The organism is Nocardia sp. NPDC006044 (assembly GCF_042871115.1).
GTDB lineage: Bacteria > Actinomycetota > Actinomycetes > Mycobacteriales > Mycobacteriaceae > Nocardia.
Genome location: NZ_JBIAID010000003.1, coordinates 589,366 through 614,855, shown reverse-complemented (window position 1 = coordinate 614,855; position 25,490 = coordinate 589,366). Strand labels below are relative to the sequence as shown.

The window sequence follows — 25,490 nt, the reverse complement described above, 5'->3', positions numbered from 1 at the left end:
CACCACCCCGCCTCACTTTCGAACAACCACAACTGAGGGCGGTTTGCTCGGATCGCCAAGGGAGGTCGGCTTGTTCCGTTCCCAATTCGGATCGCTGAAATCAGCCTTGAACGGCTCGAACATCGCCTTACCTCCTCCCACCTCGTGAAACGACGGCAGATTCGCGAGCGGTCCCCACTGACTCCCGGAGTTGGCCGGATCGATCAAGACAGGTCGAGAGTTCCCGGCGGAATTGTCTTGGTAGATCTCGACGGAAGGGTAGTCGGTTATCTCTCCGCCGGCGGTCACTCGGGGTGTGCCGGGGTTGCCGCTTGTCGGCGAGATGACCAATTCGCCGTTGACGGTGTGGCCGGTCAGGTCCGAGCCGGGTGGGGCGAAGGGGTTCTTTGCATCGTATTGAATCATGACTGACCCGTTGGGAAGCTGCTGAGCCTGAACCTCCGGCTCGCCGACCTTCACTTCGCCCGAGGTTGTGACCGAGGGATTCTGCCTGGTAATGATGAGGCCGTTCTCGTAGTCGACATACGTGACGACACGTGCGTGCTCGGGATCGAAGTTCGGATCCTCTTTGCGATTATCGCCCAGGTCGTAATCGGGGACATTGAATACCTGCGCAGCCGGAATGAACGCCGCGGAGCGAACGATTCCTTGGCCGTGCACCGGCTCGATCCGAGCAACCTTGATACTGGGCTGGACACCCTGATATTTCGGATCGTAGCTGTTCGGGTTCAAGGCCTCGGCAGTCTTCCAATCTGTCGGACTGGTGGGTGCTCGGCCGAATACCTGCTGGAACGCCGCCGCCGAGGTGCGGAGACGGTCCGGATTCGATCGACTGTTCTGCTTCTTGATGTCCTCGATCGTCTTTGTTGCCTCGGCCAGCGCAGACTCCGGCGCCATGGCTTCGAGCTCTCGATTGGCCTCGGCGATCTTCGCACCCCACTGGGCATCGGCGCTGGCCAAAGTCGACGCCAGGCCTGCAAGTCGCGAAAGCTGAACTCCGGCTTCGGAATCCCAATCCTCGACTCCCCTGACCGTCCAGTCATCGGCGACGGTGACCGGTGGTACAACGTAGTGCTCGAAGATGGTCCTGATCTCGGCAGTCGGGTGTGCCATGTCTCTGGCTGCCCCGGCGCTAGCGGCGGCGAGGTCGTCGTACGCGGTGGCGATGGCGCGCATCTGGGTGCGTTCCCGGTCCGCCTTGTCCTCGGCGGCTTGTCTGGCCTCACCTTTCCAAGTCAGATCATCGTGGATCGTGACGAACATCGTGTCGGAGGCCTTGATGATCGCGTCGGCGATGGCGGTGGCGCTTACCGAAATCGCCTGGAGGCCGGACACGTCCCAGCGTCGTACCTCATTCGGAGTCGCCATCGCGTCAGTTCCCCGCGTGCGGATTGCCGGAGTTGATGTCGGCGACGGCTGCTATCCGCTTGGCAGCGTCGAGATCAGTACCGTGAAAGGTCTCAGCCGACAGTGCGAGCAGACCGGAAAACTGGTTGAACCGCGCCTTCAGTACATCTTTGGCCCGTTTACTCGCCGGGTCCGACTGGGCTAGCGCGGCGCCGACCGCGGATCCCTTCAACTTCTCTGCGTTCGGACCCGCTCCCAGGTGTGGTGCTCGATCGACCTCGGCGGGAAGTGCAGCCAGCAGGCCTGCTGCCCCGCGCAGGCTGTCCGGACTGACTTCGAACGGCATTCTGATCCTTCCCGGCCTCGCTGACCAGCGGGCGATTCTGTTCCTTGGCTTTGTGTACTGATATTGACGCACGGTGGAGCTGATCGGTTCCATCGGCCTCGCGATCCACAGTGCGTTCGGCTCGCGCGGCGGCCCATTGCCGAGAGCGGGGAGCTGCGTCGATCCGACCTCGGGCGACCGAGCAGACCCCCAGGACCTGTTGAAACGCAACAGGTCCCGAACTTGTCCCCGACGCGATCCCGTTCCCCGCCGTACCCTCGAACCCAGTTACGCAGACGAAGGGATCGACGGGATGGCCGAGGCGGCATACGTCACCATCGCGGAGGACTATGCGCGGCGGATCCGGAATGGGACGCTTCCCGGCGATGCTCAGCTGCCGAGCCATGCTGAGCTGGCTGAGCGGCACGGGGTGTCGCGGTCGGTGATCCGGCAGGCGATCCAGTTGCTGAGTAATCAGCGGCTTGTGCGGACCGTTCCGCGGCGTGGCACGTTCGTTGTCGGTCGATCGCCGGTCGCGAAGGTCGAGCCGCTTCCGCTTGATGACGATGTCGACGAGATCCGGTCGGTCGCGCATCCGATCCGCCGCGCCCAGCTGGCCGGCAACCTGATCACCCATTATCAGCTCCGGATCGCCGAACTGTCCGGCATCCGGCAGACCGCGATCGAAGACGCACACGATCACGGCATGAGCATCGCCGACATAGGCGAGCGGCTCGGGTTGAGCAACGGTCACATCGGCTAGCTCATCCGAGGGGGCGTAGCGGTCGCTTGGTCAGGTTCGGGGGAGTCATTCGCAGGATCAGAAAAAGTTTGCTGAAAGATCGCTAAGGGACATTAACGCAGTAGTGAGCTGTGCCACTGATTCGGGATGTCAAGGTTTTCCGGCATCGCTAACCCGTAAAGATAATCCGCGGCGGATTAGTAGTACCGATGCTTCTACCTGCGATGATGTGAAAATCAACGAACTTGTTTGTTGACTCGCCCAGACACTGCCTCGAGCCTGGGTGCATGAACGGAAACACCAGCTGCGCAGCATTAGCTGCGGTCTATGTATCGACCATCGTGTGCTCGGCGTTCCTCGCGGGCTCGGCCGACGCCGACCCGCCTCCCGCCGGTTGCACCGCCGACTACGCGGTGCCCAACCAGCTCACGATCACCTGCGAACCGGGCACCGGCGTCGGACAGCACGCGTACATCCGCTGCCGCGACATCGGCGGAGTTCTGCACACCCGGATCGGGACCACCGTCGGATCGAACGGCGGCTGGTCACGCGCGGTCTGCGCGACCGGCGAACACGGACCGGTCTGACTCACACGAATCGTCGTCGTTCGGAGAGCTCCGCGCGAGCTCAGCATTCCCAGCCGAGTCCGGCTGTGTTTTTGCCTCACCTGTTCGATCGAAAGGTTCTCCCATGTCTGCACCCAATGATCGTTCTCGAACAACCAAGCGGGCCGCTCGGCATCGCAAGGTGACCAAACGTAATCGGCGAGGTCTCTACGCGGCGGCCGCGTTCGCATCGCTGGCCACCGTGATGGTGTCGACCGGCCAGGCGGCAGCCGAAGCCCCCGCGTTTCCGCCGATCCCCGCGAACCCGACCGATCTGATCCCCGGCCTGAACTCGGCCGTGCCAGGTCTCGGCGACACGGTCAACGGGGCGGTCACCGAGTTCGGCGGATCCGTACCGGACATCGGTGCAGCAGTCCCCGAACTCGGCAACATCGCGACGAACCTCGGACCGACCGGACAGAACGCGATCGACCAGGCACTGAGCGCATTGGACAACGTCACCGCAGGTACCCCGGTCGAAGGCGCGGGTGAGCTGATCCGCGGCTTCACCACGCCGCCGGCCACCCCCGCCGACCAGCCACACCCTGCGGGCACACCGAACGCGGCACCCGGTACGACCTCCGCCTCCGGTCCGATCGGCTTCGTGCCGTCCTCGGTCACCGAGATGGCCGCGGTCGCCGAACAGGTCATCAGCACCGGCGTCGACCTGAAACAACTGGCCGGATGGGCCGACACGACCTTCCCGAGCGGCCCGCTGCGCGGCCCCGTCGAGGACATGCTCGCGTTCGTCAACGAAGCGATCGAGCAGGCCGGCGCCCGCCGCGACCCGATCGCCTCGCCCATCGAGGACCTGATCAGCCAGGCCCGCACCCTCTTCGACTTCCCCAAGGACGGTCCCGACCCCACGCACGCGCTGCGCGACCTGCTGACCCCGATGCTCGGGCAGACCGTAGGCGACGGAGATCCGTTACAGGGCTTGGCCGAAGGAATCCGGAAGCTCATGGCGGACCCGGCCGGGTCGCTGCACGAGGTCCTCCGGCCGGTGCTGACCGAGTTCCGCAGCATGCTGAACAACGACGGGTTGTTCAGTACTCGGCAGGCGGCACTGCCGTTGCTGGCGATTCCGGTCATAGTCACGGTGTTGATCGTCGGCGCGTTGGCGGTCGGCGCGGTGGCACTGCTGGCCGCTCCGCTGATCATCGCGGCGCTGATCGTCGGTGCCATCGTGGTGGCCGCTATCGCCATCCCGGTGCTGGTTATCGGTGCGATCGTGCTGGCTGTCGTGGCGCTGCCGGTGCTGGTGGTGCTCGGCGGCATCGTGCTCGCCGCCGTGGCATTGCCCGCGCTGGGCATCATCGGCCTCGCCATATTCGGGCTCGCCGGCACGGTGACGCTGGCGGCGCTCGCCCTTGCCGCGGTGGCGACGATCGCGGTGCTGGGTTTCGCCGCGCTGGTAGTCGTGCTGGCCATCGGCTGGACCGGGATTCCGGCCTTGATCGCGCTGGCCGCGATCGCTCTGGTCGGCGTGGTCACGCTCGGCGCGTTGGCCTTTGCGGCGGTCGCCGCGTTGACGGTATTCGCCGTGGTCGAGACGATCGCGCTGGGCGCGCTCGCCCTCGCCGCGCTGATCGTGATCGCGGCGGTAACCTTCGCCGCGCTGGTCGCGGTCTTCGCGCTGGGGTTGCCGACGGCAATCACCCTCGCCGCCATCGCATTCGGTGTTGCGGTCGTGGTCGGCGTGCTTGCGCTTGCGGCCGCGATCGTCTTCGTGGTGCTGGGCTGGACGGGCTTGCCCGCGCTGATCGTGATCGGGATCATCGCCGCGGTCGCCGCGATCGTGGTGGGTGCGGGACTGGTCGCCTCGGTAGTGGTGATCGCCGCGTTCGTGACCGCTCTGGTGGCCGCGCTCGCGACCCTGGCCGTCGGTGGCGCGGTGACCCTCGCGGCGCTGGCCTTCGCCGCGCTGGTCGTGATCGCCGTGTTCGGCGGACCCGCGCTGCTCGCGTTCGGCGCCTTCGCCGCGGTAGTGGCAGCGGTGGCAGTGGTTGCACTCGCTGTTCTGGCGGCTCCATTTGTGCTCGGTGCGTTGGCAATTGCGGCGGTGGTCGGACTTGTTGCGCTGGCTGCGATTGCCGTGCCGTTCGTGCTCGGTGCGCTCGCGATTGCCGCGGTGATCGGCCTCGCGGTGCTTGCCTTGATCGCCGCCCCGTTCGTGCTTGGCGTGCTCGCGATTGCCGCCGTGGTCGGGCTTGCTGCGATTGCCGCCCCGTTCGTAATCGGTGCGCTCGCGATCGCGGCGGTGATCGGGCTTGCGGTGCTGGCTGCGATTGCCGCTCCATTTGTGCTCGGTGCGTTGGCGATTGCCGCAGTGGTGGCGCTCGGAGTGCTGGCCGCTGTTGCGGCGCCGTTTGTGCTCGGTGCGCTGGTGATTGCGGCGTTGGCGGTGCTCGCATTGCCGGTGCTGGTTATCGCGGGCGTTGTGGGCGCGGTGGTGTTGGCTGCGATTGCGGCGCCGTTTGTGCTTGGCGCGTTGGCGATTGCGGCGGTGGTTGCCGCTGGTGTGATCGCAGCGGTGGTGGTGGCTGCGATTGCCGCGCCGTTCGTCTTGGGTGTGCTCGCGATTGCGGCGGTGGTCGGGCTTGCGGTGCTGGCTGCGATTGCTGCTCCGTTCGTCCTCGGTGCGCTTGCCATCGCGGCAGTCGTCGCGCTGGCCGTGCTGGCGGTGCCCGCGCTGATCGTGTTGGGCGCGTTGGCACTTGGTGCGGTGATCGGGACCGGGGCACTGCTCGCCACCGGTGCCGCGATTCTGACCGCGCTGGTTATCGGCGCGGCCGTGTTGGCGATCGCGGCGGCACCTATCCTGCTCGGGCTCGGCGCTGTCGCGCTCGCCGGTACCGCAGCGGTCGTGCTCGGTGCGCTCGGATTGGGGCTGGCCGGGGTGGTGACCCTCGGCGCGCTGGCGCTGGCCGGCGTGGTGACGACGCTGGTGCTCGCGTTCGCCGCGTTGGCGGTGGTCGTGCTGCTGGGCTGGACCGGCATACCGGCGCTGATCGCGCTCGCCGCCATCGGTGTCGTCGGAGCGATCGTCCTCGGCGCGCTCGCCTTGGCGGCGGTCGCCGCACTGACCGCGTTCGGCGTCGTCAGCACGATCGGTCTGGCTGCGCTGGCCTTGGCCGCCGTGGTCACGGTCGTCGCGGCAACTCTCGCGGGACTGGCCACGCTCGGCGCGCTTGCGCTGGGCACGGTTGTCGCGCTTGCTGTTCTGGCGTTCGCCGCGGTGGCGGTGGTGGTGCTCGCCGGCTGGACCGGATTGCCTGCCCTCCTCGCCCTCGGCGCAATCGCGGTCGTCGCAGTGGCCGTAGTGGCCGCCGCTCTGACCGCTGCCGCAGTGGTCGTCGCCGGTCTCACCGTCGGCACCTTGATTGTGTTGGCCGGCCTGGCCTTCGCCGCCTTGGTGGTCACCGCGGTGCTCGGTTCGCCGGTGCTCGCCGCGCTGGTCGGTCTGGCTGTCGCGGTGGCAATCGCCGCTCTCGCAACACCGTTCGTGCTCGGTGCGCTCGCAATCGCCGCGCTGGCGTTGCCGGTGCTGGGTGCGCTGGCTGTGCTCGCTGCGCCATTCGTGCTCGGCGCAATCGCGCTGGCTGTGCTCGCCGCTCCGTTCGTGCTCGGCGCGTTGCTCGTCGCGGGCGCGGTGGCACTCGGTGCGCTGGCGCTGGTGGTCGCCCCGATCGTGCTGGGCGCACTCGTCATCGGAGGAGCGGTCGCGCTCGCTGCGCTGGCGGCACCTTTCGTGCTCGGCGCACTGGCCCTGGCAGTACTTGCCGCACCATTCGTGCTCGGTGCCATCGCGCTGGCACTGCCCGTGCTGATTACGTTGGGCGCGTTGGCTCTTGGCGCTGCCCTCACGGTCGGAGCGCTGTTGGCCGCGGGTGCGATCGCGCTCACGGCTTTGGCAGTCGTGGCTGCGCCGGTAGTGCTGGCCGTTCTCGCAGTCGGCGCGCTGCTTGTGCTCGGTGCCTTGCTCGCGGCCGGCACCATTGCGCTGGCGGCGCTGGCGCTTCCGGTGCTGATCGGGCTTGCCGCGCTGGCACTGCCTGCGCTGATCGTGTTCGGTGCGCTCGCACTGGGTGCGGTTGCGACGGTTGGCGCGCTGTTTGCCGCAGGTGCGGTTACCTTTGCGGCTCTGGCCATCGTGGCTGCGCCTGTGGTGCTGGCGGTACTTGCCGTCGGCGCTGCGATCGCGTTGGGTGCGCTGCTGACAGTCGGCGCGATCGGACTGGCGGCGCTGGCGCTCCCGGCGCTGATCGGGCTTGCCGCGCTGGCACTGCCTGCGCTGATCGTGTTCGGTGCGCTGGCGTTGGGTGCGGTCGCGACGGTTGGTGCGCTGCTTGCCGCGGGTGCGGTTGCCTTTGGGGCTCTGGCGCTTGTGGTGGCGCCGGTGCTCGCTTTGGGTGCCGTGCTCACGCTCGGTGCGCTGCTGGTGGCTGGCGCGGTCGCTCTTGTGGCGTTGGGGATCGCGGCACCGATTGTGTTGACCGCCTTGGCTATCGGTGCGGTCATCGCTCTTGCCGCGCTGGGATTGCCGGCCGCGGTGGTGTTCGGGGCATTGGCCTTGGCTGCTGTCGCGACGGCGGCGGTGCTCGGACTGCCTGCGCTGATCGCGTTCGGTGCGCTGGCTCTCGGCGCGTTGGTCACGCTGGGGCTGCCGGTGGCGATTGTGTTGGGTGCCTTGGCCTTCGGCGCGATCGCGGCGGCTACCGCACTGGCACTACCGGGTTTGATCGCGTTCGGCGCAGTCGCGCTGGCCGCGCTTATCGCGGTCGGTGCGCTTGCGGTGGCCGCGACTGCCACGGGCGCCATTCTGCTGGGGGCGCTGGCGCTCGGTGCGGTGATCACGACGGCGGTGCTGCTGACCGTCGGTGCGGTCACGCTCGCTATCGCACCGCTCGTGGTCGGCGCCCTTGCCGTCGGCGCGGTTGTCGCGCTGCTCGGCGCGGGCGCGGTGGCCGGCTTGGTTGCCCTGGCGCTCGCGGCGTTGCCGCTGCTGGCCCTGGCTACTGCTGTCGCAGTGGCGGTTTCGGTGGCTGTAGCCGCCGCCGTGGTAACCGCGGTGATAGGTCTGCCGCTTCTCGCCTTCGGCGTCCCTGCGGCACTGGCGGCCCTGTTGACCGTCGCTTTGCTGACGACGCTGCTGGCGGTGGCGGTGCCGGTCGGTGTGGCGGGAGCGCTCGGCGCGGCGGCGCTGGCGGGCCTGGCGTTGGCCGCCGGTGGAGCCGCGCTCGTGGGTGCTCCGCTGCTGCTCGCCGCGGCGGCGACCGTACTGCTGGCCGGTGTGCTGCCGGTGGTGGTCGTGGTGCCGCTGCTGCTCGCGGTCATCGTCGTGGTGCCGCTGGTCGGGTTGTCGAGCCCGGATGTCAAGTCCTACCTCGTGTCCGCCATCCGGGCCTGGCGCGACCAGAACACCCCGCGCGGTGATTCGAACAGCGGGATGACGCCCACCGGAACCCAGTTCCTGGACGACATCCAGGACACCGCGAGCCTCGAGGACCTCATCGCGTCCTTGCAGAAGGCGCTGGCCCCCGCGTCCGCCCCGCACGCCGAGCTCCCACTCGTCGGGAACGCGGCCGCGGACGGACGCACCTCCACCGCGGACGACCGCCGCCTGGTCGCACTGTCCCTCTGAATCAACCAGAAATCACTGTCCGGCAACACAATACAAAGGAGTCCAGCATGAAGTCCGACCCGACCAACATCGACACCGACTACCCGACCCTGCACCTGGAGTACCTGTACGGCCCGCAGTGGCGCGACGTCGCCCAAATCGTCGAACGCGCAACGCAACTCACTCCGGACGAGCGCGAAAAACTCAACACCGCGGCGGGCAGCGGCCTGCAGGACGGGTTGTCCACCCTTTCCGGCGGTGCGGGCCTGTCCGCATTGTTCGCCGGCCTCGGCGCCTCCTCGGCGGACTCCCAACCGGCACAGATCGCGGCCGAAACGGCCAAGGAGTTCGGCCGCTCCCGCCACATCCAGATCGCGGGAACCATTGCCGGACAAGCGGTGTCACCGACCGCCGGCCCAGGCGCCGACGACCTCGGCGGCCTGCTGAAGTCGCTCACCTCGATCGGCGCGCTCGTCGTGGTCAATCGCGCGGTTACCGCAGCGGCCCTCGGCGACCTGGTCGGTCGCGGCAAGTTCACCAGGGAGGTCTACGACGCCCTGATGAAGCCCTGGACCGACACCATCCGCTGACCCGGCGCCCAGACCCAGGAGGTTCGATCATGTTCGATACCAGGTTCTCCGGCAGCACCGCCGATCCGCTCGGCGGACTGCTCGACATCAGTGCGGCACCGGTGGGCTTCGGCTACTACGAACAGAACGCCACCGACGCCGACACCATCACCCGCTGCCACGACCGGACCCGCGTCGGCCCGATCGGCTGGTGGAACCGGCACCGGCGGCTCGGCATCGGCGTCGGCATGACGCTGGTGGCGTCGCTGGGCTTCCTGCCCGCGGTGCAGAACGCCATCCTGATGGGTCTGACGTAGGTCGCGCAGCAGGGTGACGCGCACTCCGCGGTGCCGTCACCCTGCTGTGGCTATCGCGTCGCAAACTGGAGTTGATGATGCTCGCTGATACCCTCGAGCTGCTGCTCTGTCATCGGCGCCGCCGTCCGGCGTCATGGCGATCCGATTCGGTCTGGCTAGCTCGCAAACGCGACGCATCGTCAGCCCGGCACGACAATGCCCAGGACACCCGACACCTCGGAGAACACGCGATTGTCCGTTCCGCCGGTTCACGCAGCCGCCACGCCGCCCGCCCCGTGGCGATAGGCAGCTGATGGACGAGGGCCGTCGCCACTTCGCCGCCCGGCTCGGCGAACTGTTCGCCGCCGCCGGAACCCCACCGGCCAAGTCGGTGGTCCGGGCCGCCAACGCGCGCATCCCGAACGGCGCGGGCAAGGTCACCGCGCAGCGAATCAGCGACTGGCGGCGCGGCAATCGCACGCCGGCCACCTTCGTCGCGGTCCGCCCGGTACTGGAGGTCCTGATCGCCGAGGCCCGCCACCAGGCCGCCGACAACCCGCGCATCGACCCCTCCCTCCTGGATCTGGTTCGCTGGCACGAGGATTGGAAAGCCGCCAAGGTCGAGCCGCCGAGCATCGATATCGGCCGCGAACCCTACCGCGGCCTGTGGGAATACCGAGTCGAAGACCGCGATCTGTTCTTCGGCCGCGACGACGCGAAACAAAAACTCCTCGAACTGATTTCGAACGTCGAGGCGAGCGACATCCCGGCAATGGCGGTGCTGCTCGGCCCGCCGGGCGTCGGAAAGTCCTCGCTGCTCGCCGCTGGGCTACAGGCCGCGCCGGGCGCCAGAGTCCCGATCGCCATGACCCCCGGTGACGACCCGATGGCCGCCCTGGAATCCGCCCTCGAAGCCGGCGCGGACGGTCACCGCCTGCTGATCGTCGATCGCGGCGAGGAACTGTTCACCCGCTGCGCGAATGAAGCACTGCGCCAGCAATTCCTGACCACAGTGGCCTCGCTCGCCGCCGCCGGCGCCGGCGCACCCACCACCGTCGTCCTCGCGTTCGACACCGCTTACCTCCCGGAACTCCTGCGCTACCCGCTGTTGACTATGGTGCTCCGCGACCACGCGATGTTGCTCGATCCCATGACGCCGCAAGAACTTCGGGAGGCGATCGTCCGTCCGGCGGCGGCCACCGGCCTGCGCGTCGAGGACACCCTGATCGACATCCTGCTCCAAGACCTCGACGCCATCGACGCGCACAGCTCGGTGCGCCTCCCGCTGCTGTCCTTCGCCCTGGCCGCGACCTGGGCCAATCGGCGCGGCCGAACCCTGAGCCTGGAGGCCTACCGCGAGGCGGGCGGAATGGCGAAAGCCTGTGCGGTGGGCGCGGAGTCGTTCTGGTCCCGGCTCACCGACCGGCAACGCGACGCCGCGCGGCACGTGCTGATCACGTTGACGATCATCGGCCCGACCACCATCGTGCGCAACCGCATGCCGGTCGAGCAGCTCATCGAGGAATCCGCCGACCCGGACGCCACGCGGGCCGTCATCGCGCGCCTGACCCGAGCGCGAATCGTGGTGCAGCGCAACGGTGAAGTCGAACTGGTCCACGATCTGCTGCTGTCCGGCTGGCCGCGGCTGGCCGGATGGCTCGCCGAGGAAAAGGACTTCGCGCCGGCCCGCCAGCGCATCGAAGCGGACGCCCGCGAGTGGGCCCGCCAGGATCGCCCGGTGTCGTTGCTCTACTCCAGGACTCGACTGGAGGACGCGGCGGCCTGGATGCGCCGCACCGAGTCGCCGAACCTGCTGGCTCGCGAGTTCGTCGCCGCGTCGCTGGCGCGCCGGCGCGCGCACACCGTGCGTCGGCAGGTGCTCTGGTCGACGGTGGCCGTGCTCGTCGCACTGGCCGTGGTGCTGTCGGGAGTGATTGTCGTACAACGTGTTTCCGTCGCGCAGGAACACAAGGGCGTGGTGCTCGGCCAGATCGTCGAGCAATCGCAACGAGTGCAGAACGTCGATCCAGGTCTGTCCACCCAGCTCGCGCTGGCCGCGTATCGACTCGGCCCGGACGATCCGATGGCCCGCGCGCGGCTGCTGGCAACTCAGGTGCTGCCGCTGGACATCGCGTCCACGGTGGCGCACAAGGGACTCGTGCGCGATCTCGCTCTGAGCCCGGACCGAAAGCTCTTGGCCAGCGCGGGCAGCGACGGTCTCATCCGGCTGTGGGATGTCGCGGATCCGCGTGCCATCACCCCCGCTGGCCCGGAGCTCACCGGTAACCGGGACAACGTCGAATCCGTCGCGTTCAGCCCGGACGGCGGCGTCCTGGCCAGCGCGGGCGACGACGGCACTGTGCGTCTCTGGGATGTCCACGATCCGAAGCAGGTTGCGGCGCTGGGTGAATTCGCCAACGGCACACCGGTCACCGCACTCGCCTACCTGCCTGACGGTCGCACGGTCGTCACCGGCGGCGCTGACGGTACCTTGAGCTTTCTGGATACAACTGTCCCGCAGTCGATTCGGCCGCGAGGGCCATCTATTGCCGCACAGACCGGCGCGGTCAAGGTGCTGGCGCTGGCACCGGACCACCCACTGCTGGCCAGCGCGGGGGACGATCGAACGGCGCGCCTATGGGCCGTGGAGGACGCCGACCACCCGACTCCGTTGGGCGCGCCGATCGATGCCGAGGGCGCGGTGCAGGCCATCGCCCTCGGCCCGGACGGCCGGCTCGGCACGGGCACCGCGGATGGCGTCATCCAGGTCTGGAACGTCGACGACCAGGGCCAGGCGCGGCTCATCGGCAGGCAGCAATCCCGTCCCGTGCCGATCACGCAGCTGGAATTCTGGCGCAACGGCAAGATGCTCTCGGTCGCGGACGCCGGCGGCACCATGCGCGCGCTGAACACCACCCGCCGTGACCGGATCACCGCGATCGGACGCGAGATTCACGGCAACAGCGGTTCGGCCCGGTCCTTCGTGATCGTCTCCGACACCCAGCTGGTGACTGCGGGCTCGGACGGATGGATCCGCACGTGGAGCCACGCGGGGGTGAACGTGCCCATCGTGTTCGCGGGCGCGCTCAGCTCGGTCGGTTTCGACCAGTCGGGCAAGCTGCTGGTCAGCGGACTGCGCGACGGTCAGGTCAACGTGTGGGATATCGGCGACCCGTTCTACAGCCGATCCGTGGGTGAGGTGACGGCGGGGGCGCCCGACCGGCACGGCGCGCACGTCGCGCTGCGGCCGGACGGCACCCTGCTGGTCACCGCCGGCGGCGGCGAGGTGCGACTGTGGAATCTGACCGATCCCGCGCGCCCGGCGCCGATCGGCGCGCTCCCCGGGACCGGGCTCAGCGGACCCCTCGCCTTCGATCCGACCGGAAAGCGACTGCTCACCGGCGTCGACCACCGATCACTCCGGCTGTGGGACGTCGCCGATCCCGCCCGCGCCCGCGAGCTCGGTCGACTATCGACCGGGCACGACCGCGAACTGGGAAATGCGGTGTTCGCGCCGGACCGTCCGCTGATCGCGGCCGCCGACGACGACTCCCGAATCCACCTGTGGGACGTCACCGATCCGGCCCAGCCGGTGCAGACCTCCCTCGACACCGGCGGCGCGAACATGCGCAGCCTGGTCTTCGCTCCCGGTGGTCGCACCCTGTTCGGCGCGGACGATCACGGCATGATTCGCTCCTGGGACGTCACCGACCTGGATCGGGTCCGCGACCTCGATTCGATCCGCGCACACTCCGCGGCGGTCCGGACCCTGGCGATGGACCGATCCGGGCACCGCCTCGCCTCGGGTGGGGACGACCGGACCGCCCGCGTGTGGGACATCGCCGACGCGTCCGATATCCGGGCGCTCGGCGAACCGATCGCGGCGGAGGTCGGCTGGACCTGGTTCCTGCGCTTCGACCCGGGCGACGAGTCGCGCCTGCTCGGCATCGGCGACGAACTGTCGGCTCTCTGGTACACCGACCCGGACGTGTTCGCGAGCAGACTTTGCGACTCCGCTGCCGCACGGATCGATGCGCGGACATGGCGAGAGCTGCTGCCGTCCGTGGACTATATCTCCACCTGCTGATTCCCGGACCGATTCGACCGCGTCCGAGATGAATTCGGGCGACCTGGGCATCGAGCCGATGGCGGCGGCAGCTGATAGTGCACGCGCACAGTCTTTCTCGAAGCAGCAAGTTGGAGAGTAATTGTTCTCTACTGTGATCGCGGTGGCGACGAGCGGAGGGCTGCGACATGTCTGACAGGCGGTTGGACGGCAAGGTGGCGGTGGTGACCGGCGCGGCATCGGGGATCGGGGCGGCAACGGCGGTCGAATTCGCCCGCCGCGGTGCGACTCTGGCCCTGGCCGACATCGATGACGCCGGAATGAAGGAAACGGCCGGCCGGGTGGCCGAACTCGGCGCCGAGGTCAGCACGCACCGAGTCGACGTCGGCCGCGAAGATGACATCTACGCCTTCGCCGACGCCGTCGAAAGACGATGGGGGAGAGCGGATATCGTTTTGAACAACGCCGGCGTCGCGGTACTCGGCGACGGCGTCACGATCAGCGACGACAGCCTGCGGTGGATCGTCGACATCAACTTCTGGGGTGTGGTGCACGGCACCCGGGCGTTCCACCCGATTCTGGAACGAGCCGGCGGCGGCACCATCGTCAATGTGTCGAGTGTCTTCGGGTTGCTCGGAATGCCGAGTCAATCCGCCTACAGTGCAACCAAATTCGCGGTCCGCGGGTTCACCGAGTCGGTGCGGATGGAATTGCGGCTCGCGGGGTCGCCGGTGCGCGTGATGGCCGTGCATCCCGGTGGTATTCGGACGAATATCGCGCGGTCCACCCGATTCGAGGGTACCGGGGTCGCCGGGGCCGGGTCTGCGGCGGCCAATGTCGAGTTGTTCGACCGGATTGCGCGTACCTCACCGGAGCGGGCCGCCGTCGTGATCGCCGACGGAATCCGGCGCGGCAAGGCCAAAGTCAGGATCGGCGCCGACGCGGTCGCCATGGATGTTCTCCAGCGGCTGTTCCCGGTCGGCTACCAGCGGATCATGTCGGCGGCGATCGGGTTCGGTCTCCGCACGGCGTCGAAAACACTATCGACACAAGGGGAATCATGAGCCTGATCCGTACTGAGGCGGACGGCGCCGTCCTGATCGTGTGGCTGGACAACCCGCCCTACAACTTCCTCACCGGCGAAATCATGTCCGCCCTGGCGGATTTGCTCACCTCGCTCGAACGCGACGCCGACACTCGCGCCGTGATACTCACCAGCGCGGTCGAGGACGTCTTCGTCAGTCACTATGACGTCGCCGAAATCCTCGCCGGCGCACAAGCTTCCCCGGTCACCCTCACCCGCCGCGCCGCCGCCGCGGCACTGCACACGAGTCGTGCCGCCGACCGCATCCCCGGCGGGCAGGCGGCGCTGGCTCGCGCCGGCGCGGGCGGTGTCGCGGACCTGCGCCGCTACCACGAGGTCTGCCGCCGGATGCGCGACTCGGACAAGGTTTTCGTCGCCGCCCTCAACGGACGCACCCTCGGCGGCGGTTGCGAGCTGGCGCTGTCCTGCGACATCCGGCTGATGGCCGACGGCCCGTACGAGATCGGCCAACCCGAGATCCTGGTCGGGATCATTCCGGGCGGCGGTGGCACCCAAATGCTCACGCGGGCGCTCGGCGCGGCCCGCGCGCTGGAGCTGTGCCTCGAAGGCGCCCCGATCACGCCCGCCCGTGCCCACGAGATCGGACTCGTGCACCGGCTCGTCGCACCGGCAGACCTGATGAGCGAGGCGCGCACCACCGCCGCTCGGCTCGCCCGCAGATCGCCGGTGGCGGTCGCGGCGCTCAAACGTGCCGTCTACGCGGGCGGCTCCGAACCCCTCGACAAGGGACTGCATATCGAACGCACCGGCTTCCTGGAGACGAGTTCGACCGCGACCGCCCAGCACGCGATGCAGCTGTACTTAGACGAGATCCGTGAGGTAGAAAGCAGCGGAAGAGATCTCGCGACCTTCATCGACGAACGCCTGCCCCGCTGGGTCGAAGGAAGCGTGGCCGACTTCTGAGGCGCTCAACGCCATGCAGCCGCTCGCTACTTCTCGAACTGCGCCCGCTTCCAGTCGCCGTAGGGTTCGTCGCGTTCCCGCACCGCCTCGCGGAAACCGGCGGTCGCCGAACGCAATTGGAACGCGTAGCCCTCGCGGGTGTGCCGGGAGATGCCGTCGAAAACGGTGCTGATCATGCCCGAGTTCGCCACCCCCTGGGCCAGCAACGCGCTGTTGAGGGCCAGCTTCGCCATGACGAGCTGATTGATCGGCATCCGCGCGATGCGTTCGAGCAGGGCCTCGGTGCGCTCGTCGAGTTCGTCGGCGGGCGTGGATTCGACTGCGAGGCCCCATTCTTCGGCTTGCTTGCCGGAAAGGCAGTCGCCGGTGAACAGCAGCCGTTTCGCCCGCTGATCACCCAGCCGGTGCGCCCACATGCCCGCCGCCGGAATGCCCCAGACCCGGGTGGGCGGGTACCCGATCTTGGTGTCGTCGGCGCAGATGATCTGATCGGCGTACAGCGCGATATCGGTGCCACCCGCCACCGCGAAGCCGTGCAGCTTGGCCACCGTCGGCTTGTTGGCGTGCAGCAGGCTGGCGAAGCCCCGGTTGAACCGGCTCATCATCGCGTAGTCGACCATCGGATCCCAAGTGCCCCAGGGATTGTGATTGCGGGCCTGGACCACCGGATCCAGCACGGTGCCGGTGGGCGAACTCGCGCCCGCGCCGGAATCGAACGAGCTCTCGGCGAAGATCGACAGGTCGTATCCGCCGCAGAAACCCTTGCCCCGCCCGGACACCACCATCACGTGCACGCGCGGATCGAGATCGGCCCGCTCCACGGCGTGCGCGAGTTCGATCGGGGTGTCGGCGGTGATCGCGTTGCCGTGTTCGGGGCGGTTGAAGGTGATTCGCGCGATCCGGTCGGTGACCTCGTAGGTCAGCGTGCGGTAACTGATATCCGCCGCGGGCGGCGTGCGGTCGGCCCACGGCGAGTCCGGGGCTTCGGTGAGTCCCTCGTACCACGCGGCGGGGCGGGTGCCGGAATGATTCTCGAAGTCTGACAAGGGGGTTCCTGACTACGTCGGGGCGTGCTTCGCACTGATATTACATACTTGTGTCGATTGACGGGCCACTGTAATACTGAATCATGGCCACCCACGCGGTTACGAACCAAGTTCCCCCGCTCGTCGACTACGACGCCGCCGAGCAGCCGGTGCTGCTCGAGGCGCTGCACCGCGCGGGCGCCGACCACGCGCTCGACGAGTTGCACGAGATCGGCAGGCTGGCGGGTAGCGCCGAAGCCATCGAGCTCGGTGACCTCGCCGAGGCCCATCCGCCGGTGCTGAAGACGCACGATCGGTACGGCAACCGGGTCGACGAGGTCGTCTACGACCCGAGTTATCACCGATTGATGACGCACGCGGTCGGCTTCGGCCTGCACGCCGCGGTCTGGGCGGACACCCGGCCGAACCCGCATCTGACCCGCGCCGCGAAATTGAGCGTGTGGGGCCCGGTCGATGCGGGGCACGGCTGTCCGATCTCGATGACCTACGCGGTCGTCCCGGCGTTGCGCGTCGCCCCGGACCTCGCCGCCCAGTACGAAACCTTGCTTTGCGCAAAGGAATACGATCCGGTGCTGCGCGCGCCGCTGACCAAGCGCGGGCTCATCGCCGGGATGTCGATGACGGAAAAGCAAGGCGGCTCCGATGTCCGGGCCAATACGACCACCGCGACCCGGATGTCCGACGGAACGTATCGGATCACCGGGCACAAATGGTTCACCTCCGCGCCGATGTCGGACGTATTCCTGGTCCTCGCGCAAGCGCCCGGCGGGCTTTCCTGTTTCTTCGTTCCCCGAGTGCTGCCCGACGGGACCCGCAATACCTTTGCGCTGCAACGACTCAAGGACAAACTCGGCAATCACTCCAATGCCAGCAGCGAGGTCGAATACGACAACACCGTCGGCTGGCTGGTCGGCGACGAAGGCCGCGGCGTGCCGACCATCATCGAAATGGTCAACCTGACCCGCCTGGATTGCACCCTCGGCACCGCCACCGCGATGCGCACGGGCGTCGCCGCGGCCGCCCATCATGCCGCGCACCGCAGCGCATTCGGCGCGACGCTGGCCGATCAGCCGTTGATGCGTAATGTGCTGGCCGATTTGGCGATCGAGGCGGAGGCGGCGACCACGGTGGCCCTGTGGCTGGCCGACCTGACCGACCGGGCGACGGCCGGCGAGGACGGCGCCGACCAGTTGCGCCGAATCTCGTTGGCGGTGAGCAAATACTATGTGTGCAAACGCGGCCCGATCCATGCCGCGGAAGCGCTGGAATGCCTGGGCGGCAACGGTTATGTCGAAGAATCGCGGATGCCGCGACTCTATCGAGAGGCGCCGTTGATGTCGGTCTGGGAGGGATCGGGCAACGTCGCCGCGTTGGATACGTTGCGCGCGATGGCCAAACAGCCGGAAACCCTCGGCGCCTTTTTCGACGAAGTCAAACGCGCCACGGGCGCCGACTCGCACCTGGATGCCGCGATCGCGCGGCTCGAACAGCAATTCGGCGACTTCGACACCATCCAGCATCGGGCGCGTCGGATCGTCGGCGATATGGCGCAGGTACTTCAGGCGTCGCTGCTGGTTCGCTACGGGCATCCGGCGGTCGCCGACGCGTTCACCGTCAGCCGGCTCGGCGGCGAACACGGCGACGTTTTCGGCACGCTACCGACAGGCATCGATACGGCCGCGATCATTCAGCGCGCGACACCCAAGCCGGGTAACTGAAACCGACCGGCCCAGTTCATCGATAGCGATTACACATCCGACGTGACGAGCAGCTGCTCCGCGAATCCCATGAATTCGGTTCGGAACGCCGCGTATTCGGCGCGCAGCCGCAACCCCGGCCAGTCGGCGGGAAGCAGCGGATCGGGGAGCAGGGGGTCGTCGAGAATATGCCGCACCGCGGCGGCGGCCACCTCGAACCGCTCCCGCATCGAGGAAGAACTCGCGAACTCGCGCAGCAGCCGCTCCGCGTCGCGAGCCCAAACATGGGGCGCGAAAAGGGTTTCCGCGAGGTGCGCCGGTGAATCCTGCGGCGCGGCGGTGAACACGGAAACTCGCCGGTCGGCATCCGGCCCGAGAACTATCTCGATGTTCGCGGGCCGGGTCCATACACCCTCGCGCAATTCGCCGAGCCTGCGGGAGCGCATCGTGTCCCGGAAGGCGGTCCGGGCGGGCGCGTCGTCGCCGACGGCGGTCACCACCGCCAGAAACCATTCGCCGTCCCAGGCTTTCACCACGGGACTCACCGCGGCGTCCTGCCTGCGCTGCCGGTCGATCAGGCGGCTGGAGAGCCGATACACGCCGTTCGCGCGTTCCAGATCACCCATGGCGACCATTCGGGTCAGCGCGACCCGCACGGCCGATTGTTGTAGTCCGAGTTCCTCGGCCACCGAAACGATCCAGCTCACCGGCGCCTCGGCCGGATGCGCGCCGAGCAACGCGCTCAGAATCGCCGACCGAGCGGTCAGCTTTCGCACGCGCATCGCCACACGCCCCGTCCTCTCCGAGCCCGCGCCGGTCGAACTCCGGCGGCCGAACCCGGAATTCTACAGACGAACTCACCCTCGCCCGCGCGGTCCCGCCACCGAACCACGCCTGCTCGAAGTCCGCGACGACCGCCCATGAACTGGCAATATGTCGGACCGAGGGACGAATCGACCCGGTTGTGCTAGTTCGCGTTGTTATATGCCGCGACAATGTCGGCCGGGATGCGGCCACGGGTCGATACGTTGTGCCCGTTCTTCCTGGCCCATTCGCGGATCGCGGCTGTTTGCTCGCGATCGGTCGCGGAAGTCGCTTTGCCGGTGCCTTTCCGCTTCGCCCGTCCGGTCTTGCGCGCCTTTTCCGTCCACGGCTCCAGGGTCACGCGCAGCTTGCCCGCGTTCTTGGTGGACAGATCGATCTCGTAGGCCACGCCATCGATCGAAAATTGAACTGTTTCATTCGCTTTCGACTTGCCGTCGTAGTCGTCGACCAGGGTGACGGTGACTTTCTTGGCCATGGGGTGCGTCCTTCGCGTAGTCACGAGTAATTGCTCGGAATACTAATACCGTATCGCATCGAACTCGGCGAGGAGAAAAGTACTGTGGCGCAGAAGTGCTCGGAGCGCTTACGAGCGCGAATGCGCGGGAACGCACGTTCAAGTGCACGGCCATCCGATACGGGTACTCAGCGCAGCGATTCCGCGGCGGTCGCGGCTATCGACGAGGCGACCGCGCTCAATGCCGGTGAGTCGAGCCGCCATTGCTGCCAGTACAGCGGGACATCGATGAATGCGGACCCATCGATGGCCACCAGTTCGGTGCTCCGAAAATTGTGAGTTTGCAGGTCCGGCAACATTCCCCAGCCCAATCCGAGCCGAACCGCGGCGAGGAATCCGGCCGAAGAGGGGACGTAATGCCGCGGCGGATCGAGCGGCTGGCGACTGCGGCGGCGCAGGTGACGGTCTTGCAGATCGTCTTTGCGGTCGAATAGCACCACCGGCGCCGCCGCATATGCCTTGGCGGTCGCGCCGTCACCGAACCAGGTGCGGGCGAATCGCGGTTCGGCCATCGGCCGATAGCGCATCGCGCCGAGCGGTTCGACTGAGCAGCCCTGCACCGGTGTGGACGTGGCGGTGATCGCCGCCATGACCGTGCCGTCCCGGAGCAGGCGGGTGGTGTGCTCCTCGTCCTCGCGGTGAATCTCGAAACTGATGCCGGACGGCACCGCGGCGAGCGCGGGCAGCACCCAGGTTTCCAGGGAATCGGCGTTGACCGCGATCGGCAGCCGCGCCGGGCCGTCCGCCTCGCCGAGCTCGCGCGCGGTATCGCCGGTCAGCAGCTCGATCTGCCTGGCCAGCCGCAGCACGGCGAGCCCGGATTCGGTGGCGCACACCGGTTTTGTGCGCTGGACCAGGACGCGACCGGCCGCGTCCTCCAGCGCTTTGATGCGCTGGCTGACCGCGGACGGGGTGATCCGCAGGCGCTTGGCCGCGGCGTCGAACGTGCCCTCGGTGACCGCGGCAGTCAACGCGCGGAGCTGATCCAACTGGAGATCCATGTTAAGGAATCGTAATGGTAGTGCAGAATCTTTAGTTTGCCTGGTGATAATGCCGCCCCTAGCGTCGGAGGTTATGGAGGTCTCCTCGGCCGCGCTGGCGGCCCTGTCCGGACTCGGCTTCGGGCTCTCGCTGATCGTGGCCATCGGAGCGCAGAACGCGTTCGTGCTCCGTCAGGGGGTGCGCGGACAGCACGTCTTCGCGGTGGTCGCGGTGTGTGCGCTGTCGGACATCGTGCTGATCGGTGCCGGCGTCGGCGGATTCGGTGTGGTCGTGCAATCGGCGCCCGAAGTGGTGACGGTGGTGCGGTACGCGGGCGCGGCGTTCCTGCTCGGTTACGCGGTTCTGGCGGCCCGGCGGGCGTTCGCGGCGTCGGCGCTCACCACCGGATCCACCGGCGCGACCGTCGCGCTGGGTGCCACCATCGTCACCGCGCTCGCGCTGACCTGGCTGAACCCGCACGTTTATCTGGACACCGTGGTGCTGCTCGGTTCCTTCGCCAATACCTACACCAGCCCCGACCGCTGGTTTCTCGGCGCGGGCGCGATGCTGGGCAGCGTCATCTGGTTCACCGTCCTCGGTTATGGGGCACGACTGCTCGGCCCGCTGTTCGCCCGTCCCGCCGCCTGGCGGGTACTGGATTCCGGCATCGCCGTGGTGATGACGCTGCTGGCCTTGGGGCTGCTACTCGCGGGTCCATCGGTGTGAGGTCGAAACCTGTTGGTTCGCACCGCCACCTGCTCGGCTAGGCCCGTAGACGAGCGAGATACTCGATCAGGCAGCGGAAACTGGATCGTTGCCGACCGGTCGAGGTCGAGTGTTACTCGGCGAGAACAGGGTTGGCCGGCCGGGAAGCGTGATGGGAGACACAGCCGGCATCGGGTCCCGCGCTGATTGGCGGCAGCGGACCCGGGTATGCCGCGAATGACCCGCCCACACCCTAGTTGGAGGAATAGTCATGACCCAGCACGACAGTGGACCGCGCGAGGCAGTCGAGGGCGTCGTCGAGGACGTCAAGGGCAAGGCCAAGGAAGCCGCGGGCATCATCACCGGTAATGAAGGCCTGAAGAACGAGGGCCGCGCCCAGCAGGACAAGGCCGAGTCCGAGCGTGAGGCAGCCAAGAAGGAAGCGGAGGCGGAGAAGGCCCGCGCCGAAGCCAACCTGAACGAGGCCCGCCAGAGCGCCTACGAGAGCGGCAAGGAATCGTAAGCCGCCAGAGCTTTCCGCGGCCCGGGGACGACACGTCGTCCCCGGGCCGTCGATTTATGTTGCGCTGCGGAACATTTGGGCCGCTTCGGCCCGCTCGTCGAGGATCTGGCGTCGTCGCTCGGCCATGGCGGCGGCCGGTGAGCCGCCGGAGGTGATGGCTTCGGCCAGCGCGGCCGCGTCCTCGATGGCGTCCCGGGCGCCGACCCCCGCGGCCGGCGTGATGGCGTGATCCGCGTCGCCGCACAGGATTACCGGAGCTTGTGGCGGACGCGCGTCGGCGAGTGGCACGGTGCGTGCGTTGGAGACGTGCACGGTATCGGTCGCGGCCAGCATGGTCTCGACGAGTTCCGGGATTGCCTTGGCACCCGCGAGAATCGGCTCCGGCCAGCCGCCGAGCGGCTGAGATCCGATGCCCGGCAGGGCGAGTGGCTCTCGCGTGAGGCGGGTGAACCACACCGAGATCTCGTCGTTCCAGAAGTGCCCGAACGTGCTGACCGGTCGGCCGTCGTCGTCGAGTTGCCGGTGGAAATGCAGGACGGACGGGTCGGTGCTCGGCTGGATCGGCCGGGTGGTGATGCCGTAAATGATGATCTGTCCGGAGTATTCGGCCCGGCGCTCGGGTTCGAGGGTGCGCCGGGCGAGGGAGTCGATGCCGTCGGCGGCGATGACCACGTCGTCGGCCGGGAGCTGATTCGCTCCGCTGCGGAGCTCTCCCTCGGCGCTCAGCTCGGTGACCGGGGTGCCGAAGCGGATATCCGCTGTTGTGCCGGTGGCGAATTCGGTCAGCGCGCGTATGAGCTCGGCACGCAGGTATAACCGTCGTTCGGCGCGGGTGTCGCTGCGGATCGTGCCGGACCGGTCGGCCGCGCGCAGCTCGGTCAGCGGATACGACGCCCTGTGCAGCCGGTCGATGCCGACGCCGAGCTGGGCCAGCGCGGCCTGCGCCCGATCATCCAGTGCCAGAAAGTGTCCCGCGCCGACGGCCGGCTGGCTCTCATAGACCGTGACCGGATGTCCGTTCCGCGCGAGCGCCCCGGCCAGCAACGTCCCCGCGATTCCACCGCCGATGATCGTGACCATGTCCCCACCTTAGGTGCCGTCGTCGGGGCGCGGCGGGGTCTCGCGCCCCGACGGCGGGGTGATCAGCAGTCGTTCGGTGCGGGGACGCCGCGGAATCGCTCGTCGATCCAGGACATCGCGGCGGGTGCGCCGAGCACGGCCGTGGTCAGGTGGTCCGGGCTCGGGATCAGCTCGGACTCCACCCGCACGCCCGCCGCGCAGTAGCGCCGCACGGTGTTGTCGATCGAGGCCACCGGGATCAGCACGTCCTCGGTCGAACGCCATTGGTAGATCGGCATTTTCGGCACGCCCGCGTAGAGCTCCAGGCTGTTCTCCTCGAGCACGGAGCGCGCGCTCGGGTCGTCGGCCAGCGAGGTGGAGCTGGCCACGTCCAGGACGTTGTGCCCGGCGCCTGCCGCCAGGATCTCGTTGGTGCAGCCGTTGGCGATCTGATCGCGGGTCGCCCGGCCGAAATCGTTGAGGCTGTCGCTGATCGGCAGCCGCGTCGGGTATTCCCGCTCGAGGCCGATGGCCGCCGCCAGCGCCAGTCCGAACGCCGGATGCCGGGAGTAGCCGAGGCCCTCGGTCATCTTCACCAGATTCATCGGGACGCCGCCCTCGGCCGCGCCGACGATGTCGAGCTCCGGCGCGTAGGCCGGGGCCAGCGCGGCCGCCCAGCCGGTCGCCATCCCGCCGCCGGAGTAGCCGAACATCGCGACCGGGCTCTTCGCCAGGCCGAGCTCGTTGACCTTGCGGGCCGCGCGAATTCCGTCCAGGGTGATCATGCCGCCCAGCTTGGCCGCCCCGTAGGCGCTGGTCGGTCCGAGATGGTCGGGCAGCGCCACCGACCACCCGCGCAACAGCACCGTGTTCAGCGCGGGCGCTTCGCGCACAGCGAGATTCGGGTCGCCGGTGTAGAGCACCCGCGAGACCGCGCACTGGGTACCGAGGCCGTTGATGATGTGCTGGTAGGACAGCAGCGGGCCGCCGGGAGCGTGGTTGTGTGGGGTCAGCACGGTGGTGGTGGCCGCGATCGGATTGCCCGCCGAATTGGTGGAGCGGAACTTGATCATCGTGACGCCGGTGCCGGGAAATCCGAGCAGCGGCGGCATCGGGCGCACCGCGAGCACGTCACCGGCCTCGAACCGATCCAGGTCGGGCGGTGCCGCGTAGAACGGATCGGGATCCGGCCTGGGGTAGATCGGTTGTGCCGCAGCGGTACCCGGCACGACGGCCACGTGTGCGACCGATATCAGCAGAGCGACAACGGCGAGCGCGGGGCGGATGTGTCGAAGCATGGCGATGAGCGACTCCCATTCATCACGACATTCACGGGGAATTGTTGAGCATGTCGAAAGTCGAATAATCCGAGGATCGGCCGCGATTAGTCGTCCGGCCGGTATTCGGACGAGCGACACGATATGGGACAAAGGGAAGGCCGGGAGGGAGCCGCGCCGTGCGGGGCGGCCGATCGGCGGACAGCCGGCGGCGTGGCATCGCCGCAGGGTTGCCGGTGCGCCGGTTACGGTGGTCCGGTGATGCTGCTCGTGGTCGGCCTGGTCCTGCTCGGTGTCTTCCTGCTGAGGTTCCGCAGCGACCGGCGACGGCTGAGCAACGGGGTGTTCCTGCTGCTCGGCTTGGCTTTCACCGGTGTGTGGGTGATCGGCTCCGGCGCCAAGGGCGACCTGCCGGTGGTGCTGGCCGGCCTGCTCGTGCTGTTGTCACCGCTGCTCGTGCTGGTGCTCGCCGGGTTGCTGATGGTCAACGGCGGGCAGATGATTCGGCGCGAGGGGCTGCGGATCGCGAACCTGCTTCCGCTCGTGCTCGGGGTCGTGCTGCTGGTGCCCTACGGGTTGCTCGCGGTGGCGATTTTCACCGGCGATATCTGGTCCATCGTGATTCTGGCGTCGGGGACGATGGCGGTGAGCTACGTCGGGTTCCTGTTCGCCAGCTTCCTGCTCTATTCGATGTTCTACGGCGCGTTGCCCTACCGGCCCGGCATGGACGCGATCGTCGTGCACGGCTCCGGGCTGGTCGGCGCGCGGGTGCCGCCGCTGCTGGCGAGCCGGCTGGACCGGGCCGTCGAGGTGTATCGCGCCGAACTCGCGGCGGGCCGGCGGCCGCTGCTGATCACCAGCGGCGGAAAGGGTTCCGATGAGGCGGTCTCGGAGGCCGCGGCGATGGCGGAGTACCTCGTCGAGCGGGGCGTGCCGGCGGACAGCGTTGTGCTGGAGGACCGTTCGACGACTACGCGGGAAAACCTGCTCTACACCAAGCGGTTACTGGGCGAGCGCGGCGAGTCCACCCGAATGGTGCTGGTGACCAGCAACTTCCACATCCTGCGCACGGCGATCCTGGCCCGGCGCCTGGACCTTGATGCCGAGGTGACCGGCGCCAAGACCGCCTTCTACTACCTGCCCTCGGCGATACTGCGCGAGTTCGCGGCGATCGTGGTCGCCTACAAGTGGATCAACCTGCTCGCCTGCCTCGCGCTGATGGCGCTGCCGGTGCTCGCGCTGGTGCTGACCCGCGACCTGCCGAACCACTACAGCGACTGAG

Annotated in this window: 20 protein-coding genes; 12 read left to right on the top strand and 8 right to left on the bottom strand. The window is 68.0% G+C overall.

The window, feature by feature from the left end; translation table 11 throughout:
* Window positions 1–12 precede the first annotated feature (12 nt).
* Together ACFYO1_RS27305 and ACFYO1_RS27300 are read right to left on the bottom strand one after the other, a co-directional pair.
* On the bottom strand, window positions 13–1,368 hold the full coding sequence (locus ACFYO1_RS27305; RefSeq protein WP_387236656.1) for a hypothetical protein: 1,356 nt from the start codon (window positions 1,366–1,368) through the stop codon (window positions 13–15).
* 4 nt (window positions 1,369–1,372) lie between these two features.
* A complete protein-coding gene (locus tag ACFYO1_RS27300; RefSeq protein ID WP_387236654.1) occupies window positions 1,373–1,693 on the bottom strand; it encodes a hypothetical protein in 321 nt (106 codons plus the stop codon).
* Window positions 1,694–1,985: 292 nt separating this feature from the next.
* Between ACFYO1_RS27300 and ACFYO1_RS27295 the strand changes: the two genes are divergently transcribed.
* The 8 genes from ACFYO1_RS27295 (at window position 1,986) to ACFYO1_RS27260 (ending at window position 15,581) form a co-directional block, all read left to right on the top strand.
* A complete protein-coding gene (locus tag ACFYO1_RS27295; protein WP_387236652.1) occupies window positions 1,986–2,435 on the top strand; it encodes a GntR family transcriptional regulator in 450 nt (149 codons plus the stop codon).
* A gap of 266 nt (window positions 2,436–2,701) precedes the next feature.
* Window positions 2,702–3,001, top strand: coding sequence for a hypothetical protein (locus tag ACFYO1_RS27290; RefSeq protein WP_387236650.1), 300 nt, complete (start codon window positions 2,702–2,704; stop codon window positions 2,999–3,001).
* A gap of 103 nt (window positions 3,002–3,104) precedes the next feature.
* Window positions 3,105–8,663: a hypothetical protein gene (locus ACFYO1_RS27285; RefSeq protein ID WP_387236649.1), complete on the top strand. Its 5,559-nt coding sequence runs from the start codon at window positions 3,105–3,107 to the stop codon at window positions 8,661–8,663.
* Between the two features lie 47 nt (window positions 8,664–8,710).
* Complete coding sequence (locus ACFYO1_RS27280; RefSeq protein ID WP_387236647.1) at window positions 8,711–9,232, top strand: hypothetical protein; 522 nt, start codon at window positions 8,711–8,713, stop codon at window positions 9,230–9,232.
* 29 nt (window positions 9,233–9,261) lie between these two features.
* Window positions 9,262–9,528, top strand: a complete 267-nt coding sequence (locus tag ACFYO1_RS27275; RefSeq protein ID WP_387236645.1) for a hypothetical protein — start codon at window positions 9,262–9,264, stop codon at window positions 9,526–9,528.
* 292 nt (window positions 9,529–9,820) lie between these two features.
* Window positions 9,821–13,594 carry an NACHT and WD repeat domain-containing protein gene (locus tag ACFYO1_RS27270; RefSeq protein ID WP_387236643.1) on the top strand — a complete coding sequence of 1,258 codons (3,774 nt, stop codon included), beginning with the start codon at window positions 9,821–9,823 and terminating at the stop codon, window positions 13,592–13,594.
* 167 nt (window positions 13,595–13,761) lie between these two features.
* Window positions 13,762–14,637 (top strand): SDR family NAD(P)-dependent oxidoreductase, encoded by an 876-nt coding sequence (locus tag ACFYO1_RS27265; protein ID WP_387236641.1) that lies wholly within the window; start codon window positions 13,762–13,764, stop codon window positions 14,635–14,637.
* Window positions 14,634–15,581, top strand: a complete 948-nt coding sequence (locus ACFYO1_RS27260; protein WP_387236639.1) for an enoyl-CoA hydratase/isomerase family protein — start codon at window positions 14,634–14,636, stop codon at window positions 15,579–15,581. The genes ACFYO1_RS27265 and ACFYO1_RS27260 overlap by 4 nt, the downstream gene beginning before the upstream one ends.
* Before the next feature lie 26 nt (window positions 15,582–15,607).
* On the opposite strand, the gene ACFYO1_RS27255 is transcribed toward ACFYO1_RS27260, so the two are convergent.
* Entirely contained in the window at window positions 15,608–16,627 is a 1,020-nt protein-coding gene (locus ACFYO1_RS27255; protein WP_387236637.1) for a crotonase/enoyl-CoA hydratase family protein, read from the bottom strand.
* Window positions 16,628–16,707: 80 nt separating this feature from the next.
* Between ACFYO1_RS27255 and ACFYO1_RS27250 the strand changes: the two genes are divergently transcribed.
* Window positions 16,708–18,345: an acyl-CoA dehydrogenase family protein gene (locus ACFYO1_RS27250; RefSeq protein WP_387238599.1), complete on the top strand. Its 1,638-nt coding sequence runs from the start codon at window positions 16,708–16,710 to the stop codon at window positions 18,343–18,345.
* A gap of 29 nt (window positions 18,346–18,374) precedes the next feature.
* Here ACFYO1_RS27250 and ACFYO1_RS27245 read toward each other — a convergent pair whose 3' ends face one another.
* The 3 genes from ACFYO1_RS27245 to ACFYO1_RS27235 form a co-directional block, all read right to left on the bottom strand.
* Window positions 18,375–19,106 (bottom strand): PaaX family transcriptional regulator C-terminal domain-containing protein, encoded by a 732-nt coding sequence (locus tag ACFYO1_RS27245; protein WP_387236635.1) that lies wholly within the window; start codon window positions 19,104–19,106, stop codon window positions 18,375–18,377.
* A gap of 185 nt (window positions 19,107–19,291) precedes the next feature.
* Window positions 19,292–19,624 (bottom strand): Lsr2 family protein, encoded by a 333-nt coding sequence (locus tag ACFYO1_RS27240; RefSeq protein WP_378721267.1) that lies wholly within the window; start codon window positions 19,622–19,624, stop codon window positions 19,292–19,294.
* A gap of 167 nt (window positions 19,625–19,791) precedes the next feature.
* A complete protein-coding gene (locus ACFYO1_RS27235) occupies window positions 19,792–20,664 on the bottom strand; it encodes a LysR family transcriptional regulator ArgP (RefSeq protein WP_387236633.1) in 873 nt (290 codons plus the stop codon).
* A 73-nt stretch (window positions 20,665–20,737) separates the two neighbouring features.
* Here ACFYO1_RS27235 and ACFYO1_RS27230 point away from each other — a divergent pair, with 73 nt between their 5' ends.
* Together ACFYO1_RS27230 and ACFYO1_RS27225 are read left to right on the top strand one after the other, a co-directional pair.
* The gene (locus tag ACFYO1_RS27230; protein ID WP_387236631.1) at window positions 20,738–21,370 is read left to right on the top strand and encodes a LysE/ArgO family amino acid transporter; all 633 of its coding nucleotides are present in this window, start codon (window positions 20,738–20,740) and stop codon (window positions 21,368–21,370) included.
* A gap of 250 nt (window positions 21,371–21,620) precedes the next feature.
* Window positions 21,621–21,872 carry a CsbD family protein gene (locus ACFYO1_RS27225; RefSeq protein ID WP_387236629.1) on the top strand — a complete coding sequence of 84 codons (252 nt, stop codon included), beginning with the start codon at window positions 21,621–21,623 and terminating at the stop codon, window positions 21,870–21,872.
* A gap of 54 nt (window positions 21,873–21,926) precedes the next feature.
* Here ACFYO1_RS27225 and ACFYO1_RS27220 read toward each other — a convergent pair whose 3' ends face one another.
* Both ACFYO1_RS27220 and ACFYO1_RS27215 read right to left on the bottom strand, forming a co-directional pair.
* Window positions 21,927–22,952, bottom strand: a complete 1,026-nt coding sequence (locus ACFYO1_RS27220) for an FAD-dependent oxidoreductase (RefSeq protein WP_387236627.1) — start codon at window positions 22,950–22,952, stop codon at window positions 21,927–21,929.
* A 62-nt stretch (window positions 22,953–23,014) separates the two neighbouring features.
* A complete protein-coding gene (locus ACFYO1_RS27215) occupies window positions 23,015–24,229 on the bottom strand; it encodes a lipase family protein (RefSeq protein WP_387236625.1) in 1,215 nt (404 codons plus the stop codon).
* Between the two features lie 240 nt (window positions 24,230–24,469).
* On the opposite strand from ACFYO1_RS27215, the gene ACFYO1_RS27210 reads away from it, so the two are divergent.
* Window positions 24,470–25,489 carry a YdcF family protein gene (locus ACFYO1_RS27210; protein ID WP_387238596.1) on the top strand — a complete coding sequence of 340 codons (1,020 nt, stop codon included), beginning with the start codon at window positions 24,470–24,472 and terminating at the stop codon, window positions 25,487–25,489.
* Window position 25,490: the final 1 nt, after the last annotated feature.